12 protein-coding genes and 2 pseudogenes are annotated in these 18,676 nt (G+C 60.1%); 8 read left to right on the top strand and 6 right to left on the bottom strand.

Annotated elements, in window-relative coordinates; translation table 11 throughout:
- Positions 1–107: 107 nt before the first annotated feature.
- Complete coding sequence (gene acs, locus KQH60_RS08555; RefSeq protein WP_237576026.1) at positions 108–2,093, top strand: acetate--CoA ligase; 1,986 nt, start codon at positions 108–110, stop codon at positions 2,091–2,093.
- Positions 2,094–2,166: 73 nt separating this feature from the next.
- Positions 2,167–2,352, top strand: a pseudogene (locus tag KQH60_RS08550) (hypothetical protein); the annotation flags it as partial.
- A 23-nt stretch (positions 2,353–2,375) separates the two neighbouring features.
- Here the strand turns inward: KQH60_RS08550 and KQH60_RS08545 are convergent.
- The gene (locus KQH60_RS08545) at positions 2,376–3,548 is read right to left on the bottom strand and encodes a hypothetical protein (RefSeq protein WP_237576025.1); all 1,173 of its coding nucleotides are present in this window, start codon (positions 3,546–3,548) and stop codon (positions 2,376–2,378) included.
- Between the two features lie 320 nt (positions 3,549–3,868).
- A complete protein-coding gene (locus KQH60_RS08540) occupies positions 3,869–5,407 on the bottom strand; it encodes a deoxyribodipyrimidine photo-lyase (RefSeq protein ID WP_237576024.1) in 1,539 nt (512 codons plus the stop codon).
- Positions 5,408–6,350: 943 nt separating this feature from the next.
- Between KQH60_RS08540 and KQH60_RS08535 the strand changes: the two genes are divergently transcribed.
- From KQH60_RS08535 to ldcA, 5 genes and pseudogenes are all read left to right on the top strand, one after another.
- Entirely contained in the window at positions 6,351–7,874 is a 1,524-nt protein-coding gene (locus tag KQH60_RS08535; RefSeq protein ID WP_237576023.1) for a hypothetical protein, read from the top strand.
- A 308-nt stretch (positions 7,875–8,182) separates the two neighbouring features.
- Positions 8,183–9,250 carry a squalene/phytoene synthase family protein gene (locus KQH60_RS08530; protein WP_237576103.1) on the top strand — a complete coding sequence of 356 codons (1,068 nt, stop codon included), beginning with the start codon at positions 8,183–8,185 and terminating at the stop codon, positions 9,248–9,250.
- A gap of 51 nt (positions 9,251–9,301) precedes the next feature.
- Positions 9,302–9,484 (top strand): annotated as a pseudogene (locus KQH60_RS08525) (DnaJ family domain-containing protein); the annotation flags it as partial.
- A 31-nt stretch (positions 9,485–9,515) separates the two neighbouring features.
- Complete coding sequence (tadA, locus tag KQH60_RS08520; protein WP_237576022.1) at positions 9,516–10,037, top strand: tRNA adenosine(34) deaminase TadA; 522 nt, start codon at positions 9,516–9,518, stop codon at positions 10,035–10,037.
- A gap of 76 nt (positions 10,038–10,113) precedes the next feature.
- On the top strand, positions 10,114–11,040 hold the full coding sequence (gene ldcA, locus KQH60_RS08515) for a muramoyltetrapeptide carboxypeptidase (protein ID WP_237576021.1): 927 nt from the start codon (positions 10,114–10,116) through the stop codon (positions 11,038–11,040).
- Positions 11,041–11,117: 77 nt separating this feature from the next.
- Here the strand turns inward: ldcA and KQH60_RS08510 are convergent, their stop codons facing one another.
- On the bottom strand, positions 11,118–12,452 hold the full coding sequence (locus tag KQH60_RS08510; protein WP_237576020.1) for a hypothetical protein: 1,335 nt from the start codon (positions 12,450–12,452) through the stop codon (positions 11,118–11,120).
- 758 nt (positions 12,453–13,210) lie between these two features.
- Here KQH60_RS08510 and KQH60_RS08505 point away from each other — a divergent pair.
- Positions 13,211–14,503, top strand: a complete 1,293-nt coding sequence (locus tag KQH60_RS08505; RefSeq protein ID WP_237576019.1) for a glycosyl hydrolase — start codon at positions 13,211–13,213, stop codon at positions 14,501–14,503.
- 72 nt (positions 14,504–14,575) lie between these two features.
- Here KQH60_RS08505 and KQH60_RS08500 read toward each other — a convergent pair whose 3' ends face one another.
- From KQH60_RS08500 to KQH60_RS08490, 3 genes are all read right to left on the bottom strand, one after another.
- Positions 14,576–15,721 (bottom strand): acyltransferase, encoded by a 1,146-nt coding sequence (locus tag KQH60_RS08500; protein WP_237576018.1) that lies wholly within the window; start codon positions 15,719–15,721, stop codon positions 14,576–14,578.
- Between the two features lie 397 nt (positions 15,722–16,118).
- Complete coding sequence (locus KQH60_RS08495) at positions 16,119–17,375, bottom strand: oligosaccharide flippase family protein (protein ID WP_237576017.1); 1,257 nt, start codon at positions 17,373–17,375, stop codon at positions 16,119–16,121.
- 76 nt (positions 17,376–17,451) lie between these two features.
- Positions 17,452–18,651 carry a glycosyltransferase family 4 protein gene (locus KQH60_RS08490; RefSeq protein ID WP_237576102.1) on the bottom strand — a complete coding sequence of 400 codons (1,200 nt, stop codon included), beginning with the start codon at positions 18,649–18,651 and terminating at the stop codon, positions 17,452–17,454.
- Positions 18,652–18,676 lie beyond the last annotated feature (25 nt).

Genomic DNA, 18,676 nt, shown 5'->3' with positions numbered 1-18,676 from the left:
TGGCAATGCGGCGGCGCGCGGCGGCTTGTCCGGTGCGTTGCGACAGCGATGCGATACGGCGGCACACGACAACGATTTTTTTCATTCCATTATCAGGAGATAGTTTGATGTCTGCCATTGAATCGGTCCTGCAAGAGCAGCGCGTGTTTTCTCCCTGTGCACAGACCACGGCCGCGGCGGCCGCCATCGCCGGCATGGATGCCTATCGGGCGCTGCTCGCCGAAGCCGAGCACGACTACGACGGATTCTGGGCTCGTCTGGCGCGCGAGCACCTGGCGTGGCACAAGCCGTTCACGAAAGTGCTGGACGAATCCAATGCGCCGTTCTACACGTGGTTCGAGGACGGCCAGCTCAACGCATCATACAATTGCCTGGACCGGCAGATCGCCGCGGGCCACGCGCAGAAGAACGCAATCGTGTTCGAGGCTGACGATGGCACGGTCACGCCTGTCTCATACGGCGAACTGCACCGGCGCGTGTGCCAGTTCGCCAATGCGCTGAAGTCGCGCGGCGTGCGCAAGGGCGATCGCGTGGTGATTTACATGCCGATGTCGGTTGAAGGCGTCGTCGCGATGCACGCCTGTGCCCGGATCGGCGCGACGCATTCAGTCGTGTTTGGCGGGTTTTCGTCGAAATCGCTCAATGAGCGGCTGATCGATGTCGGCGCCGTGGCGCTGGTCACTGCCGACGAGCAGATGCGCGGCGGTAAGGCGCTGCCGCTCAAGCGTATTGCTGACGAGGCACTGGCGATGGGCGGATGCGACGCGGTGAAGGATGTCATCGTCTATCAGCGCACCGGTGGCAAGGTTGCCTGGCACGAAGGGCGCGACCATTGGCTGCATGAACTGGTGGCCCAACAGCCTGAGCAATGCGAGCCGGAATGGGTCGGCGCTGAACATCCGCTGTTTATTCTGTATACGTCGGGTTCTACCGGCAAGCCGAAGGGCGTGCAGCACAGCACCGGCGGCTATCTGCTGTGGGCCGCGTTGACGATGAAATGGGCGTTCGATATCAAACCGCACGACGTGTTCTGGTGTACCGCCGACATCGGCTGGATCACTGGCCATACGTATATCGCGTACGGACCGCTTGCGTGCGGTGCGACCCAGGTGGTGTTCGAGGGTGTGCCAACCTATCCGAATGCGGGCCGTTTCTGGGACATGATTGCACGCCACAAGGTGACCGTATTTTACACCGCACCCACGGCGATCCGCTCGCTGATCAAGGCGTCCGACGTGGACTCGAAGTGCCACCCGAGCGCGTACGATTTGTCCTCGCTGCGTATCATCGGCACGGTTGGCGAGCCGATCAACCCGCAGGCGTGGGTCTGGTATTACGAGCAGATCGGCGGCAAGCGCTGTCCGGTGATCGACACGTGGTGGCAGACTGAGACCGGCGGCCACATGATCGCGCCGTTACCCGGGGCCACGCCGCTGGTGCCCGGCTCCTGCACGCTGCCGCTGCCGGGCATCATGGCGGCGATCGTCGACGAGACCGGCCAGGATGTGCCAAATGGGCAGGGTGGGATCCTGGTGGTTAAGCGTCCGTGGCCATCGATGATCCGCACGATCTGGGGCGATCCCGAGCGCTTTAAGAAGAGCTACTTCCCGGAAGAGTTGGGCGGCAGGCTGTACCTCGCAGGGGACGGCAGCGTGCGGGACAAGGACACCGGCTATTTCACGATCATGGGCCGCATCGATGACGTGCTGAACGTCTCCGGCCACCGCCTTGGCACGATGGAGATCGAGTCGGCGCTGGTCGCCAATCCGATTGTCGCCGAAGCGGCGGTCGTCGGGCGGCCCGATGATACGACCGGTGAGGCGGTGGTTGCTTTCGTCGTGCTCAAGCGCGCCCGCCCGCAGGGCGACGAGGCGGTGCAAGTAGCGAATGAATTGCGTGCATGGGTGGCCAAGGAAATTGGGCCGATCGCCAAGCCGAAGGACATCCGGTTTGGGGAGAACTTGCCCAAGACCCGCTCCGGCAAGATCATGCGGCGGCTGCTGCGCTCGCTTGCCAAGGGCGAGACGATTACGCAGGACGTGTCCACGCTGGAGAACCCGGCGATCCTCGAACAGTTGAACGAGGCCCGCTGAGCGATACAGCGCGTGGCGCGCGCAGTCGCGCCGGCGCTGGTGGCGTGGCGTTTCGTCGGCTTCCACTTGCCGTTCTATATATCCGTTCGTGATGCGGCTGACCGGTTTCAGCGGGCCACTCTGGTTCGGCGTTGAGCCGGTCAACTCAAGCGTGTTCGGCGTACCGGCTGGCTGCGTTGTCGCGATCGCCGTCAGCTTGCCGGATTGGAAGCCGCATGCCTATGCGCGCGCGTCGGTCGACTCTATCCGGCATCCGTGAGCGCCAGAACAACAAACGTTTGGTCAGGCTCCCGTACGCAGGCGTGCGATATGGTCCAGTGTCGACTGCGACACGATACGATTCAGTGTTGGCCGCGATAGAGGGCGCGCGTCGGATTCCGAGTTGCCGGTCAGGTTCCTTAGCCGCTGCACAAGCCGAGATCGCTCCTCGTCCGCCGTCGCGTCTTCGGCGCCTACGCTATGCTTGTCGCCGTGACGGCGGGCTTCGCCTATTGCCTGTCCGAGCAAGCTGACGAACGTGTGCAGCGGCAGGTCTTTGGGCCGCCATGCGATGATGGCAGTGCATATCTCGATGTCGGGATTCTCCAACGCATGCTGATCGCGCTCACCGGCGAGCATGGCGGCCTCGCCGTCGGAAAAACCGTAGTTCAGCAAATGAATGGCGTAGTTGCGGTTCGATATCCCGACATTTCCGTTGTGGATTCGCGGAAACACTCTTTCGACCGTCATCGCTTCCTTGCCTTGCAATCCGATGATCCGTATCAGTGCCGGTGCGCGTTCGCCTTCCGGCAGCGCTTCTATTTGCGACTTTAGGTGGTGCAGCAGGGCGCGACGTTGCAGTTCGCGTGCCGACGCGTTATCACCCGACGGCAAGCTGCCGTCCTGCTCGTTGTGGTGTGCCGCGGACGACGCGCGGTCATCGGAGCACATCACATGGTCGATCATCTGGTCTAGCACGTCCTTCCTGTCCCGCGGCGCCAGCCATTTGAGTTCAAAGGACTGAATGACCGAATCTAGTTCGGCACGACTGTGCTCGAGCCGTTCCAGTGCCACCGTCCATAGCTTTCTTGCTTGATCGTGCTGTTTGGGGCCGGAGGCCAGTTGGCGAACGGCCTGAAGCTTTTTGCTCACGAGAAAGCAATGCCGTTGAGGCAGCAGTATCTGTCGGAACTTGTGGTTGTCCTCGGACAACTGCGCCGTATCGCTGAGCGGAAGGCCGCGGAATATGTTGGCGAGAATCTCCGTTGGCATTTCGTTCAGGCCAGTGGCAATTCGCGGGCCATTGGACGGTTGCTTGGCACTCAGCCCGTCGAGTCGATGTGCCCCATAACGTCGTTGCGCGATGGTGTGACACCCGCCTGCATCGGGCGTGCAAGCCGTTGGGGGAACCGGATCGAATGTCTGCGTGCCTTGGCTGGCACGCGGTGCGACGTTCGAGGAGAGAGGATGTGGCATTCGGTAGTCTTCGAAAACCTCGATTGTCGGAGCAAGCGTGGCGATAGGTCGCACCGGTGCCGAAACGACAATAGAAGAACCGAACTGGCGCGATACGGCGAAATCGGGCAATCTGCGCGCGGTCCGCCACTGACACGATCAGCGATGCTTGTACCGCCCCCACGGCTCAAGCACCCGATGCGCTTCCTCGACCGCGACGACGCAGTAGTCTCCACGGCGCTTCGGGTGGCCAGGCAGCAGCTTGATCGTTCATGACTTGCCTTGATACTCAATTCGGCGGCTGCGGATTGTGATCAGCTGCGTCGCGCAAACCAGCTTGATTATGACGATGGGCCAGGGCTGTCCGATTCACGCTCACGCATGCGCTTCATCGCCTTCAGCGCCCGTTCGCGCGCCTGCTGGTGAGGCACCACCGGCAGCGGATAGTCCTGACCAAGCCGAAACGACGCAGACGCCAGTTGTGAGGGTTGTGCGAGCCATGGCGCATGGACGCATCCGCTCGGCAAGCGCGCGAGTTCGGGCACCCAGCGCCGCACATAGGCGCCCTGCGGGTCAAATTTCTGACCCTGTAGCACCGGGTTGAAGATGCGAAAGTACGGCGCCGCGTCAGCGCCACTGCCGGCCACCCATTGCCAATTCGCAGGATTGCTGGCTTCGTCGGCATCGACGAGCGTGTCCCAGAACCAGGCCTCTCCTTCGCGCCAGTCGATGAGCAGATGCTTGACGAGAAACGACGCCGTGACCATCCGCACGCGATTGTGCATCCAACCCGTATGCCACAACTGGCGCATGCCGGCGTCAACGAGCGGATAGCCGGTGCGGCCGTGCTGCCAAGCGCGCAGATCCGCGGTATCGGCACGCCACGGCATGGTGTCGAATTGCCGTTTGAAATTGACTTGATGCAGCGGCGCACAATGGTAAAGCAGATAGTATGAGAACTCGCGCCAGCCAAGCTCATCAAGGAACTTATCGATGCCGCTGCTCACGGTGCACGCGCTGCGCGCATTGCCGCAGCGGCGCCCGACGTGCGCTGCAGACAGTGCTGCATGCCATACTTGCCGTGCCGAGAGATTGCCGAAGCGAAGATACGGAGATAGCCGGCTGGTTGCCTGCATCGCGGGAACGTCGCGTCCGCTCGCGTAGCGGGTCAGCGCATTCGAGAGAAAATCGTCCAACTGCATCTGTCCCGCTTGCTCGCCGCATTGCCACGTTTTGCGCAGTCCACTGGCCCAGTTGGGGGGGCGAGGCTGGAGCGCCAGTGTAGACAGATTTTTCACGCGTACCGCCACGACGACGTTTTCCGGCACTGGAAAGAAGTCGATTCGCTTAGGTGCGGACCGCGGTGCTTCAGGGGAATACTCGTGGCGCGCGGCGCGCCAGTACGCGCCGAAAACTTGAAACGGACGGCCATCTCGCGTGGCCACGGTCCACGGTTCTCGCAGCAAGTGTCCGTTGAAGGCGAAAGCCGCAATGCCGCGTCCTTTGAGCGCCGCCTTGATCGCGGTGTCGGTTTCGCGTTGCGCCGCCGAATACCTGCGATTCCAGCACACCTTGATCGCGCCGATTGCCACGGCGAACGCTTCGATGGTCTGCGACTCGGAGCCATGAAGGACAGTCAATTCGCCGCCCAACGCTACGAGCGCAGCATTGAGCGCGCTTAGAGATTCATGGAGCCACCAGCGCACAGCTGCGCCCGGCGGACGCGTATTTTGTGGCGCCGGGTCGTGAATGTACACGCATACGACAGGGTGGCCCGTGGCAATGGCGTATTCGAGCGCGGGATTGTCGGCTAGGCGTTGATCGTCGCGAAACCATACGACGACGGGGGATAGCGAGCAGGGTGGCGAAGATGGCGGCATTGAGAAGTCGCGAAGCGGGCGGCCAAGACAATCTCCATAATACGGGTTCCCGCTCGGATAGCTGTTGGGATTTATCAACAGCGTCGCGTCGTTTCCTGCAGGCTCGCGTGTATCGCCTCGATTCGGCATTGACCTGGCAGTGCTGGCCGGCATCATTAATACGTCGCCCGGCCGTTGCTGGCCGGTCAGGACTAAGCGCACGGCGGGCGTGCGGGCTGGCGAAGCGCGTCCATGATTGATATGCGTGCCGGCATCGGCCGGCACGGCGCACGTTCTGTTCGCGATGGTGCAGCGCTGCGCGCTGTCCGCCGGCGAACACCTGGCTGACTCAGGGGCAATTTGTCCGACTCGATAATATTTTGGGCGTCTCGCTGCCTGCACACGCCAACTCCCGTGGCGATAGAGCGCCTTCCGGTTGTAGAATGTCACGCCATTGACGCTACCCTGCCGTGTGGCGTTGTCATCGGTGTTTTTAACACTTTTAACACCTCGTCGGCCGAGGGTATTCCTATGCTGTTGCTGTTCGATGTTGCGCTGAGCTAGCCTGTTTCAAGCAGGGTGGTCGAGGGGCCCGGCGCGTTTCGTCAAGCAAGAAAAAGAAGTGGTCGGCGGCAGTAGACAGGCTATGGGCGGGCCAATATCTCGCGGGTCTTTTTTCAGTCGCGTTGATTTTGTCGGAATCTATTGGATCACGCATGCGCATCGAGCATCAATCACGTGGTTTCGAGTTGGGCAAAAGACACTTTTACACGGATTTGAGCAATTGAGTAAAGAAGCGGGCGTAGGGCCGTTTGATTTAGTTTGCGAGCAAAGGAAGCAGAATAGGACGGTGTTAAAAGACGCTCGAACCGTGAGTGGATTGGAGCGCACCAACGCTGCCTTGAAGGATTTAGCTGCTTTTATTAGGCCACTATGTTATAGGATAACCCAGTATGTCGCTGTGATGCTTATCGTTGCTGCGGGGGCATGTGGGGGCGGCGGCGGCAAGTCTGATGATGCCATGGTCCAACGCGTAGTCGTTAAAGAGGCGGACGGAGAACGGGAGCGGGTCCGGTCGCCAATGGATCCCGTACAAGGCCAGCACACCGGTGCCATGGTCGGCTCTCCCGCCTCTACGATACATTCGGCCCATACGACAAATATCATCAACATTACGAGTGTAGGCCAGTTTTATGCAATGGAGGGAACGGTTGAAATTGATGGTCTGAATCACGACAGAGACAGGAAAAGGCGCAGAACTTGGCGGACAGGCCACAGCGTAAGCGAAGCTGTGGTGAACGACTTGAATGTGGGCGCAGTGCGTCCTACGGCCTGCGGCGTGAAGACGAGCGTGGCCAGGCAGGCTGCTCAACGTGTGGACGCGGGCGTAGGCGAGCACGTGGCCCAAAGCGTGGACGTGGGCGTGGGCGAGCACGGAACGCGAAACGCGGACGTTGGCGTACAGACCGAACCCATGGGGGCGCATGGCGCCCAAGGCGTGGATGTGGGCGTAGGCGAACACGGAACGCGAAACGCGGACGTCGGCGTACAGACCGAACCTGAGCTTGCCCCCCAAGTCGCGGACGTCGGCGTACAGACTGAACCCGAGCCTGCTCCCCAAGTCGCGGACGTCGGCGTACAGACTGAACCCGAGCCTGCTCCCCAAGTCGCGGACGTCGGCGTACAGACCGAACTCATGGAGGCGCATGAAGCGCAAGGCCAATACGTCGGCAGCCTATGGGGCAACTACGATTTCACCGCGTTAGTCACCTCGGCGGGCAAGTTTTATGCGATATACGCTTACGGCGACGACATAGGCGAGGCCGTTGTTGGCGATCTCGGCACGGGCAACGGCGGGACCGGGATCCTCTATCTGAAAGAGCGGCTTGCAATAAAGGTCAAATTAAGCACGTCGGTCGATTTCGACCGTTCGCTGCCCTCCCGCGCCGGTTCCGCGGTGGTCTCGGTCCTGGCCAACCAGTTTCCCCGCTGTCAGAGTATTGTCACTCAGGCCGACAACCTGTTGTTCAATCCGCAATCGATCCACATCGTCGCATCCGCCGATGGCCTGCCGCCGTTCCAATTCCGGGGCAATGCCGACATAGCGTTATATACCAAGCCGACTGTGAGCAAAGTGGTCGGGATATACAAAGGCATGTCCAGCAAACGTGATTACCTTGTCAACGAGATCAATATGCCGAGCATAATTGAAATGACGATCGATGGCCGGGGCAGGATTACAGGGAAAGACGGATATTGCTCGTTTGTCGGCAGGATCGTTCCTCGTGAGTGGGGCAATGCCTACGATATCGAGATTAAGTACGCAGACGAGATGATGTGTTCCTACCAAAACTCGACAGTTCGCGGCGTGGGTTTCTACATTGAAAAGGAATACCGGCTTCGTGCGATGATGCAAACGTCGCGCAAGGGCGGCGTGCTGTTCAACGTGGCGCGCGCTGGCGCCCGACAGGGTGGGTCGCCGTTCTAGCCCGGCAGTGCGCGGGCCTGCGCTGGCGCCCGCGGTGCTCAACCCGCTCGAGCATGGGGAGGCGAGCCGCCCCTCCACGCGGGCCGGGCCTCGATGATGGTCGAAGGCGGCTTGCCGGACCCGACGGCGCGGCGGCGCCGATCTATGAACCGGTACAATGCCGGCTGTGACTGTCAATTCATGGCTGCGCGATGTCCGATTCATCGTTCGACTCTCGATCCGGCGGCGCTGCAGCGCACGCGCGACGTGCCGCCGGGCCGGTGGCCGGCCCGCAACCGCCCGCCTCCGTGACTGCTGCTGACCGATCCATGCGCGATCCGGCGCGCGCTTTCCTGCTCGGCCCACTGCTCAAGGGGGTGTCCCGCTCGTTCTACTTGACGCTGCGCGTGTTGCCCGCCGGCATGCGGGACCCGGTGGGCCTGGCGTATCTGCTGGCGCGCGCTGCCGACACGATCGCAGACACGCCGCTGATCGAGCCCGAGCTGCGGCTGAGGATGCTATTGACACTGCGTGCGCACGTGAATGGCGACGAACACGATCGAGGGCCGCTTCGCGAGATTGCCAGACAGTTGGCCGCGCAACAGCAGTCCAACGAGCGGCGGCTGCTGGAATCACTCGAGCCGGCGTTGGCGATCCTGCAGCAGTTGGGCGAGCGCGATCGCGAGGCGGTCCGTGGCATTGTGTCGACGCTCACGCGCGGCATGGAGTTCGATTTAACCACATTTCCGCACGAGTGCTCCGGGCGGATTGTGGCGTTACGTGCATGGCACGAGCTGGATCAGTACACCTACATGGTTGCTGGCTGCGTCGGCGCGTTTTGGACGGAGATGACCTATACGCATCTGCCGCGCGCGCTGAATGGCGACCCCGTGGCGATGTCGGAGCGCGGCGTGCGCTTTGGCAGGGCACTGCAGCTGACTAACGTGCTGCGCGATTGCGCCAAGGACCTGCGGATCGGCCGCTGCTACTTGCCGTCCACGATGCTCGAGCGGTACGGTTTGACGCCGCAGGATCTGTTGACTGCCGAGGCGGCTGGCCGTGCGCGCCCGGTGATGCTGGAACTCGTGCGCCATGCGCTGGAGCAGTTCCGCGACGCAATCGACTATACGCTGGCGATCCGCCGTTCGACGCCACGCCTGAGGCTGGCATGCCTATGGCCGATCGTCATCGGCTTGAAAACGCTGCTGTTGCTGGTCGACAGCGCGAACTGGCTGGTGCCGGAGCCGACCGTCAAGGTTCGACGCCAGCAGGTGTACGGCGTCATCGCCACCTCAATCGTGCTTGTCGGGTCCAATACGCTGCTGCGCGCGTGGCTGGAGCGGTTGATCGCTGCAATAGAGTGCCGGCTCCATTGCACTTCGCGCGACGGCGGTTGAACCGCGCTAGAGTTTGGTATCCTTGACGTGCATTTCGAATCTTGTCCGTCTATGAAACTGCTCGACGCGCTGGTTGAACAGCGTATCGCCGCCGCGGCCGCGCGGGGCGAATTCGACGATCTGCCCGGCAGCGGGTGTGCGCTGCAACTTGATGACGATCTGCTCGTGCCGCATGAGGTTCGCGTGGCGAACCGGATTTTAAAAAACGCCGGTTTTGTGCCGCCGGGCGTCGAGCATCTGAGCGGCCCTTCGACGCGGAGCTTGCATGCACAACAGCAGTTTGTCTGACGCGGGCCCGTTGGCCCGGGATCTGCGTTTCATGGCGTTGGCACGCGCCGCCGCGCGCCACGCTTATGCAATGGGCGAAGTGCCGGTGGGCGCCGTGATCGTGCGGGGCGACGAGGTGATTGCGCAGGGCTTCAACCAGCCGATCAGCACTCACGACCCGTCTGCGCATGCGGAGATGGTCGCGTTGCGAGCGGCTGCACAGGCGTTGTCTAACTATCGGATGCCGGGCTGCGAATTGTACGTAACGCTTGAGCCGTGCCTGATGTGCGCCGGCGCGATCATGCATGCGCGCATCGCTCGAGTGGTATTCGGCGCGCATGATCCGAAGACTGGCGCGTGTGGCAGTGTCGTCGACGTGTTCGCCCAGCCGCGGTTGAATCATCATGCGAGCGTCGTTGGTGGCGTACTGGCCGATGAATGTTCGCACGAGCTGAGCCAGTTCTTCGTCGAGCGTCGCCGGCAGCTGCGCGCGTTGCGCACACTTGGCGACGCCCGTTGATCCCGGTCGACGTCGCGCTGTGTCGGCACGGATTATAGTGCGCGTCGCGCGCTGTCTTTTTCCGCACAGGAGTGTCATGAGGCCCCGCACGATCGAACTGATTGCCCCTTGCGGCTACCCGCCGGATCCACAAGCCGTTGCTCGGGCGCTGGCGCGCTGGGTCGATGCTGGCCATCACATCCAGGGCATCGATACGACCGAGCGGCGCTTCCAGCGCTTCGCGGGCACGGATGCGCAACGGGCCTCGGACCTGAATCGGCTCGCGGACCCTGCGCGGGCGCTGCCGGACATCGTGCTGGCCGTGCGTGGTGGCTACGGCGCGACCCGGCTGCTGCATGGACTGGACTACGCGGGATTGCAACGTCGGCTGGCTGGCGAAGCGGTCGCGATCTGCGGCCATAGTGACTTCACCGCGATCCAGATGGCGCTGCTCGCGCACAGCGGCCTCATCACGTTCGGCGGCCCGATGCTAAGCAGCAACTTTGGCGCGCCGAGATTGAGCGAATTTACAGTCGAGCATTTCTGGACGGCGATTAGCAACCCGGAATTCACGATTGACGAGCCGACGCCGCAGCCTGACGATGTCGACCTACACGGCACGCTGTGGGGCGGCAATCTCGCGATGATTGCCGCGCTCGCTGGTACGCGATACTTGCCGGACATCGATGCGGGCATCTTGTTTGTTGAGGACGTCAATGAACGGCCATTCCGCGTCGAGCGGATGCTGTACCAATTGCATTTGGCCGGCATCCTGCCGCGCCAGCAGGCGCTGGTGCTCGGCGACTTCACCGGGGCGCAGTTGTCGGACTATGACAATGGCTATGATTTTGACGCGATGGTCGAGCAGATCCGCGCGCTGACCGGTATCCCGGTGATCACCGGGCTGCGTTTTGGCCACGGCGCGGATACGGTGACGCTACCCGTGGGCGTGCCCGCGCGATTGAAAGCCGGTGCCGACGGCTTTAAGCTGACCATTAGCGGCCATCCGACCCTGGCGGCGTAATACTACCTGTGGCAGCGGGGCTACCCGACGCTGGGTTGCAGCGAGGCGCCGGGAACCAACACGCGCTGTCTCGCGCCTCAAGCCTCGCGCATGTGCGAGGTGCGCGCGGTGAGTTCCACTTCATGCCGGTCTGCGGCTTGTCGTGCGCGATTGCGGTGATACAGCCGGCAATAGGCGAATGCAACGAAGGTCCACGGTGCAAGGTACGAGAACTCCGGCACCGATACCATCATCATCACATAGGTCGCGACGCAGCACTGTCGTAGCGCGACTGCCTTCGGCGCCCAATCGAGCTTGAATGCCGGATACAGCAATAGCACGCTGAACAGCGCGATGCCCAGCAGCCCATTGTTGACCAGCAGCGTCGAAAACATGTCGGTGGTACGGATGTAGCCGAAGCCGATTCCCACCAACTTGTTCGCAACGGGCGCATTGAGCCAGAAGTCGACGGCGGCCATGAACCCGGCCGAGCGCTCCTGGCCCGATGAATTGGCACCGGTGAGTTTCTTAATCACCACGTCATCCGCCAATTGCACGACTTGCTCGTTAAACACGATGATGATCGCGATGATGACAAGCGCGGCCAGCACCAGCTTGATGATATTGATCCGCGTGTGCATCATCCGGATGCCAAGGTAGCATAGGTAGCCGACCATCGCCGTCGTGGAGGCCGTCATCACGAGCGACGCGCCAATAATGATCGCGGGCCAGCGCGATCGTTGCACGGTGCGGGCGTAGACCCAGAACGGGAACATCGACAGCGCATACATCGACGGTTCGCCCGTTAGCGACTTCAGGCGCTGCATCGAGATTCCACCGACGCCCATTGTCTGAAAGTCGCTGCCCGTGACGACGTCCTTGGGCAGCGGCCGGGCCAGCGTGTTGGTGAACTGGCGATTGGACAGGAAGTCGCCCGGCTGGCCGGTCACAAGATAGTAGAAGCACTCGTAAAGTCCGTACACGGCAAACAGTACGCCGGAGGCAACGATGATGCGATCCCATGCGTCGTCGTAATAGACGTACAGGTAGGTGCCATAGAGCACTACCGCGACGACATAGAGAGATTGCGTGAAAAGCGAAGCGCGCATGACAAACGAATGGTCATACGGATTGACCAGAGACAAGGTGTCGAGGTCAGGCGTATAACCATCGGTTAAATCGGCTAGTTGCGTCAGTGTAAACAGCAATATCCAGACAAAGACTGCTGTTAGAAGGATGCGCAAATAGCGAGTACGCTCGCCGCCTCCATACAGCATAGCGATTGCTAGTGATAAAAAGCACATCAAATAGCCCGGCGTGGTACCTTGCACGCTGGGAAACACCAGCACGGACGTGATCGGCACAAAAAAAGCCCACACCAGATAATAACGATCCACTGCCTTGAAGACACCCCGTGCCCTACTGAAGTCCAATCTTTCACTCCATGATGGGCCGATGACGTGCTGCTCACCGCCGGGGCGCGCTGGTCCGGCATACAGAGTGCGGCCGCGATGGCTCGAATTCGTGTCGTTCATCTCACAGGGTGTTCCGCAATCAATCACTGAGGCAACCGCTGGCTATTGCCGTCATGGCGTCGGATGACCACCGCGGCCTCATGTGACGTACTTGAGCCGGGAAGGGCACATACGCTTTGGTTATTTGGCATAGCATCGCGTACGACCCAACCCGTATCAGTGCGTTGACGTACCATTTCAACCAAAAACGTGCCGGCTTTCGGGAGGAAGGCGCATACTGGGTTAAGGGTGCTTGTTGTCGGTGCGACAGCGATACCAGATGCGCGATGCTGCCCGGCACATTGGGTCAGGCAGGGTAATGGGCTACGCTATGCGCCGTCAGCGCATGCGCAGCGAAACATCCATCTTTTCGAGCACCCGAATCCAGTAGAATGTGCGCTTGTTCTTTCGGCGCATGAAGCGTCATCCTAGTTCTCTTAGCTTTTGCGTGCGGATGATTCGCTCGCTGGCTAGCTTCGGGCTCGTTGATTCGGCTGTCGATTGCCATCCGCACCCTGTGTCACTGTGCGTCCGGCTTTGATCTACCGTTTCGTCACGCGGAAGTCCCATTCCCACAAAGTGCAAGGCGACGCCCAGTGTTCCAGGGGTGCGGTCCTTCGTCGCGTTCAATGCGGCACGGGCACGAAGTGCTTTCATTCAACGTTTGGCGAAGGCACGTGCGTTTCGATTATCGGCCTTTGTATGACTATACATTGAAATTCATGATTTCGAAGAAGAGAAATTCATCTAAAAGTTCCTCTCATTGCGCCTCAAACGTCGATTTGGACTCCCAACGCGGTGCGAAAGGCGCGCTATGCGTGCGACGTGAATTCCTTCGCACACTGGTTGCTACCGCCGGAACGATGGCGCTGGGGGTGTGTGCAAGCAGCGAGGTAGGGGCTGCTAGCGTCGGCCGCACACGCCGCTGGTCCAGCAGCGGCGCGGCTTCGTCAGGTTCAGCAGCATCGACTTCGAGCGCTGCTAGTACTACACCCGTCAGTGTGACGACATCCAGTGTCGCGGCAACACCCAGCTCCATGTCGTCGAACAGCTACAATGCAGTGTCGTCCGGGTTCTTCGGGATCAACGGACACATTAATTCGGGTAATGCGTATGGCACGGCGTTTGCCACGCAGATAGCCTACATGCGCGATCTTGGGGTTTCGAATGTTCGCCAAGACGTTTGGAATACGATCGGGGCAAAGAGCATTGCCTCTTTCGTTGACGCACTGAGGGGTACCGGCATGAGTGTCTCAGTGGTGATTACCCCAAAGCTATTCAATACCGATGAGCCTTCTGCATACAGCAATAGCTTTCAGCTCGCGTACTCCATCGCCAGTATTCTAAAGGGCAAGGTGCTGTTGTATGAGTGTGGCAACGAAATGGAAATCGGTTTCGTATCCCGTGGCGGCAACTTCCGCACCGACTACCGAGTGACGCCGTACTTTATTTATCGCGGGATGGTACGCGGCATGATCGACGGCGTACGCGCCGCAGATCCCCGTGCGGCAGTGGCCGTTACCGCCGGGTGGTTACACTTCGGTATTCTGCAAATGCTGGCCGACGGCACGGATCCACAAGGTGGAACGAGTGGGCCACGCGTCAATTGGGATGTGACCTCCTGGCACTGGTATAGCGATATGGGAGACATCACGAATGCAAACGGTATCAACGTGCTTCATGAGTTGACGCAGCGCTTCCGGCGACCGATTTGGATTTCCGAGTATGGTTATCGACCGTATGGTCAGTCCGAGAACACGCTGCTTCATGCACAAGCGAGCTACCTGGCCGCTCAAATGCAGGAATTCGTCAAGCTTAAATCACAGTACAGTTTGCTGCAGTCGGTCCAGTTGTATGAGCTATTCGATATGTCGGCCGACAATGGCTATGGCTTGATCAAGTCGGATGCTGTCACGAAAAAGCCAGCCTATAGCGTGGTAAAAGAAATCATTGCCCGCGGCAGCGTGTAGCGATGGCGTAGCCTGCGGGCTTCATGCATGAAGGGAAGCTGTGCCAAGGGTAGGGCTGTACTACTCGTATCGTTATGGTCGTGAGGCTCCGGTTTGGTCCACCACGTCGACGTTAGGAACAGAAGTAAGCGCGTGTCCGATACGGATACTGGGCGCTTCGCAAAAGCGAAAGCTGACCCAGGACAATATGACGGCCGGCACCAACGGAGCGACCATGTAGACACCGAGTGGTGCACCGGTCCATTGATAGTGTTTGCATAGCCAGAAAATGAGATACAGCGGCACGCCGTGGAGTAGATAGACCGAATAGCTGATTTCGCCAAGCCATACAAAGGGTCGGTAGTGAACCTTCAGTACCGTGGTGAAACTGATAAACAGGGCGATACCGACAAGATAGCCGATTGACGATGAGACATGGGCGTAATCGTGGCGGTGAAGGTCGTAGAGGGTCATTGTAATGGCAATCAGAGCGATCAGTGCCGTCAGCATGACCAGCGCGCCGCGGTAGGTCACCGACATGCCGACGGCAGCATCCCGGCGTCGCCAGACGACTAACGCCACACCGGGGGTGTCGTATGCGTTGCGGAACACCGCACCCCAGAACATGATAGATAGGTGATACAACATCCCCTTATATTGTCCGGGTGCATCATTGGGAATGACGTGCAATGCCGTAGTCAATATAAACAGCACGGACAATCCGGCGCTTACGGTGACCAGTGAGCGCATCTGGTGCAGCAGGCCGCTCCAAAACAAAAGTAGGCAAAGAATGTAAAAATACAACTCTGTTTCGAGCGTCCAGTAGTGGCCCATGATCGCATCGAAGCCGAACGCAGTCGGAATCATCGTAAGGTTCGCTGCAACGCCGATGCCGCTCATTTTTTGCTGGAACAGGGTCCAGTATACGAGGTACCCAAGCGGTACCGAGAGCCAGAATGCGGGATACAGCCTCATGATCCGACGTATCAAGAATTTGCGCGTACCATCGGCAATTGATCCTCGCAACGAGTTTGGAATCAGCATCCCGCTGATTCCAAAGAACATCACGACGCCGACGCGTCCGAAGTTGACTGAGCGCTGCAGTGTATCCAACCAGTGTTGGGAACCGGCAAGAGGCGCTAGCAGTTCGGCATAATGCGTCCAAATGACTAGCAATACCGCGATTGAACGCATTGCATCAATGTGATCAAAGCGGCCCTTTGCTCGAGCGTGTGTCATTTATCGGTTCCCGATCGGTTGTCGCAATGTGACACAGGTAAGCAGTTCACATCATTAGCGTAAGCGTCGATTTCGCCTGTGGCTTCGCAGCATGGTACTGTGGCCACCTGGGGGCTTTTGATATCCGACGCTACCTTCAGAAACGCCACTGAAACCCAAATGGGTGACTGGCTGTTGAACCATGGTTTTAATCGAGGTGAATATCCGACTGAATAGGCGGGGCAGCCCAGTATGGCATCCAGAACATTATGTTATTTGAGCACTACGATGATGCCTACGAGGGGAACTATGGACTCGTTGGGAGCGATGGCGCGTCGCCCGAGGCACACTATTCGCGATTACAGCAGTTTTTGCTGCGCATCCCGTTGAAAGCATCTTTCGTTCAGCGCAACGACTGTCATTGGCGAGGGGCCACCCGCCCAATCAGCGACACGCCTTGAGCATAAAGAACGTAGGCCAGCGCGGCGGCCACCGCGCTTTCCGCGACCAGCACCGAGGCAGCCGCGCCTTGTTCGGCGAACCACTTCGCGAGCAACGGCAGCAGAGCGACGTTGAGAAAGCCCGAGGAGATCAGCACGCGACTGAACGCGGTCTTCATACCGAGCGGCAGCATCATTTGCACGCCGAACAAATCTGTCATCCCTGCCATAAATGGAATGAACGCCATCCAGCGCAGCACTCCGATCGTCGGCTCGTAGGTCGCGCCGTACAGAATGCGCACGGCAAACGGCGCACCGAAGAAGATGCACAGCGAGATTGCTAACACCATCGCGCTCTGAACCACAAACAACTTGCGTAGGAAGGTCATCGCATCCTCACGCGCATAGTGCATTAGGTAGCTTATGTGCGGGTACGCAGCGGCTTTCATCGGCTGCAACATGCTGATCGCGGCGCGTATGATCTTGTCGCCCGCGGCGAAATAGCCGGCGGCGACGTTGCCTGAGACAAAGCCAAGCAGCACGGTATTAGTGGATGCATAGAACGCGATCGACGTTGACGCAAGGAATACTTGCCAGCCGCCGGCCAGCGCATCAACGATGTCCGTGATGCTCACCCGAACGAATTCAACCTCGCGTCGGATGAACATATAGACGAAGATCGCGATGCCGGAGCCAAGCGGCACGGCGGCATTGACGAGCATCGCGAGCGTGGCGTCGGAGCGCTCGCGCACGAGCAGGAACATCGCGGGGACGCTGAGCGCGCGGCTGATGAACAGTAGCAGGCTCATCGTGCGCAGGTTCTCCATGCCCTGAAAGTACCAACTCGGCGTGAGCGCGGCCCCGACGGTCATGCCGAAGCCGATGATTAGCAGCGTGCGGTCGAGGGCGAAGCGATCGACGATGAAGGTCAATGCGAGCAGGATCACGAATCCGGCCACAGTGATCGCGAGCTGCGCGAGCAAGGTTGCCCAAAACACGCGCGAGCGCTCGGCGCGATTTTCGCGTGTGAGCGCGATGCGCGGCGTGGCGGTTAGATCGAAACTGTAATTGGTGAAATTGATGAAATAGGTGATGACAGCCAGCGCGAACGCAAGCTGGCCGTATCCCTCAGGGCCAAGAACGCGGGTGAGCAACGGCAGCGTAAGCAGCGGTACGACGTAGGTCGATACCTGCAGCGTCATTAACAACAGAAAGTTCTTCTTTACGGACGACATGTCCCGCTCCGGAATAGAAAAAATGAACCGGTGCAGGCCGTGCACGGCCCTTTCGCGCGGGTGTCGCGCTGATCGATCATGCCCATTTGCGTACCGTATCGGGTTCTGCTCTAGCATGCAAATCGAGTAGGGTGCTCAATCGTGACGCATAGTGCTCGCGCGTGTACTGGGACCAATCGTAATGGCGCCGCGTGTCGCGCAAATGCATGCCCAGTGCATCGAGTGCGGCGACCAGGCTGTCGGGCGTGCGCTGGTACTTAATCTTGTTGCCGATTTCATCGCCAAAACTGGCCAGGCTGCCCAGATCGTGCACGAGCACCGGCAGACCGATCATCGCTGCCTCGACGATCACCAATGGTGCGTTTTCAGCCCAGATCGACGGCAGCAGGACCGCATCGTGCGCGCGCAGCGCGTCAAACAACTGCGTGTGGTCGAACCGACCCGCGAAGCGCAATCGGCCGCTGGCGACCAGCGCCGTGTACTTCGCGTGCAGAGCATCGCGTTGCGAACCGTCACCGTAGACGGTCACGCTGCCGAGCCGATGCCATTGCGTGTGGTTGGCCAGTTCGAGAAACGGATCTAGCCCTTTTTCGGGCTCGATGCGTCCGACGAATGCCAGGTCGTAGCGGTCCTTGTCGACGATGCGAGGCGGCGCTTGGGCGATGCGGGTATTGACCGGATTGGGCAGGATCACTGAACGCATCATGCCGCGCCGTGCCAGTGCATCGCGCATGTACGGGCTCGGGCACAGGAACTGGTCGAAGACGGCGGACGGGTTCAGCACCGTATCGATCGCGTGCCAATGAAGCTTTTTCACCGCATCGTGCAGCATGCCGCGCGGACTGGCGCAGGCAAGCAGCCGCCGGCTGTCGCCCAGCGCCTCCAGCGGCAGAGGCTTGGACACGCCCGGCTGCGGATAGGTCAGCAGGTTCGGGTTGTAGAACACCATGTGGTAGTCATGGCAGGTCAGGAAAGTCCGGTAACCGAGCTTGTGCTTGTATCGTTGTATGACCGGCAAAATCGATGGCGACAGCAGGCTGTGATAGTTGTGCACCAACACGCGTTGAGGCTGAACGCGTTCGATTGTGGCGGCCAGCGCGCGCGCTGCAGCAGGATTCCACGCGCGCCGCGCCATGCTATGCGTGGCGGCCACTGACCGTTCGTCGAAGCCTTCAGCGTTCACGCCGGGTAACTCCCGCAGCACGTCCACCGAGGTCCGGTACACTTCCTCCGCCCCGCCTTTGCGCACGAAGTCGTTGATGACCAGCACCCTCATCTCGCGATCGGCGACGGTGGGCCCC

This window comes from Mycetohabitans sp. B8, assembly GCF_021991875.1.
GTDB lineage: Bacteria > Pseudomonadota > Gammaproteobacteria > Burkholderiales > Burkholderiaceae > Mycetohabitans.
The sequence above is the reverse complement of the archived record's forward strand: the minus strand, read 5'-3'. Positions and strand labels throughout refer to the sequence as shown.

Coding starts and splice junctions, on each gene's coding strand:
- KQH60_RS08490 (WP_237576102.1), bottom strand. CDS start 18,651: ATGAGGGTGCTGGTCATCAACGACTTCGTGCGCAAAGGCGGGGCGGAG.
- KQH60_RS08545 (WP_237576025.1), bottom strand. CDS start 3,548: ATGCCACATCCTCTCTCCTCGAACGTCGCACCGCGTGCCAGCCAAGGC.
- KQH60_RS08540 (WP_237576024.1), bottom strand. CDS start 5,407: ATGCCGCCATCTTCGCCACCCTGCTCGCTATCCCCCGTCGTCGTATGG.
- KQH60_RS08495 (WP_237576017.1), bottom strand. CDS start 17,375: ATGTCGTCCGTAAAGAAGAACTTTCTGTTGTTAATGACGCTGCAGGTA.
- ldcA (WP_237576021.1), top strand. CDS start 10,114: ATGAGGCCCCGCACGATCGAACTGATTGCCCCTTGCGGCTACCCGCCG.
- KQH60_RS08535 (WP_237576023.1), top strand. CDS start 6,351: ATGCTTATCGTTGCTGCGGGGGCATGTGGGGGCGGCGGCGGCAAGTCT.
- KQH60_RS08500 (WP_237576018.1), bottom strand. CDS start 15,721: ATGACACACGCTCGAGCAAAGGGCCGCTTTGATCACATTGATGCAATG.
- acs (WP_237576026.1), top strand. CDS start 108: ATGTCTGCCATTGAATCGGTCCTGCAAGAGCAGCGCGTGTTTTCTCCC.
- tadA (WP_237576022.1), top strand. CDS start 9,516: ATGCACAACAGCAGTTTGTCTGACGCGGGCCCGTTGGCCCGGGATCTG.
- KQH60_RS08530 (WP_237576103.1), top strand. CDS start 8,183: ATGCGCGATCCGGCGCGCGCTTTCCTGCTCGGCCCACTGCTCAAGGGG.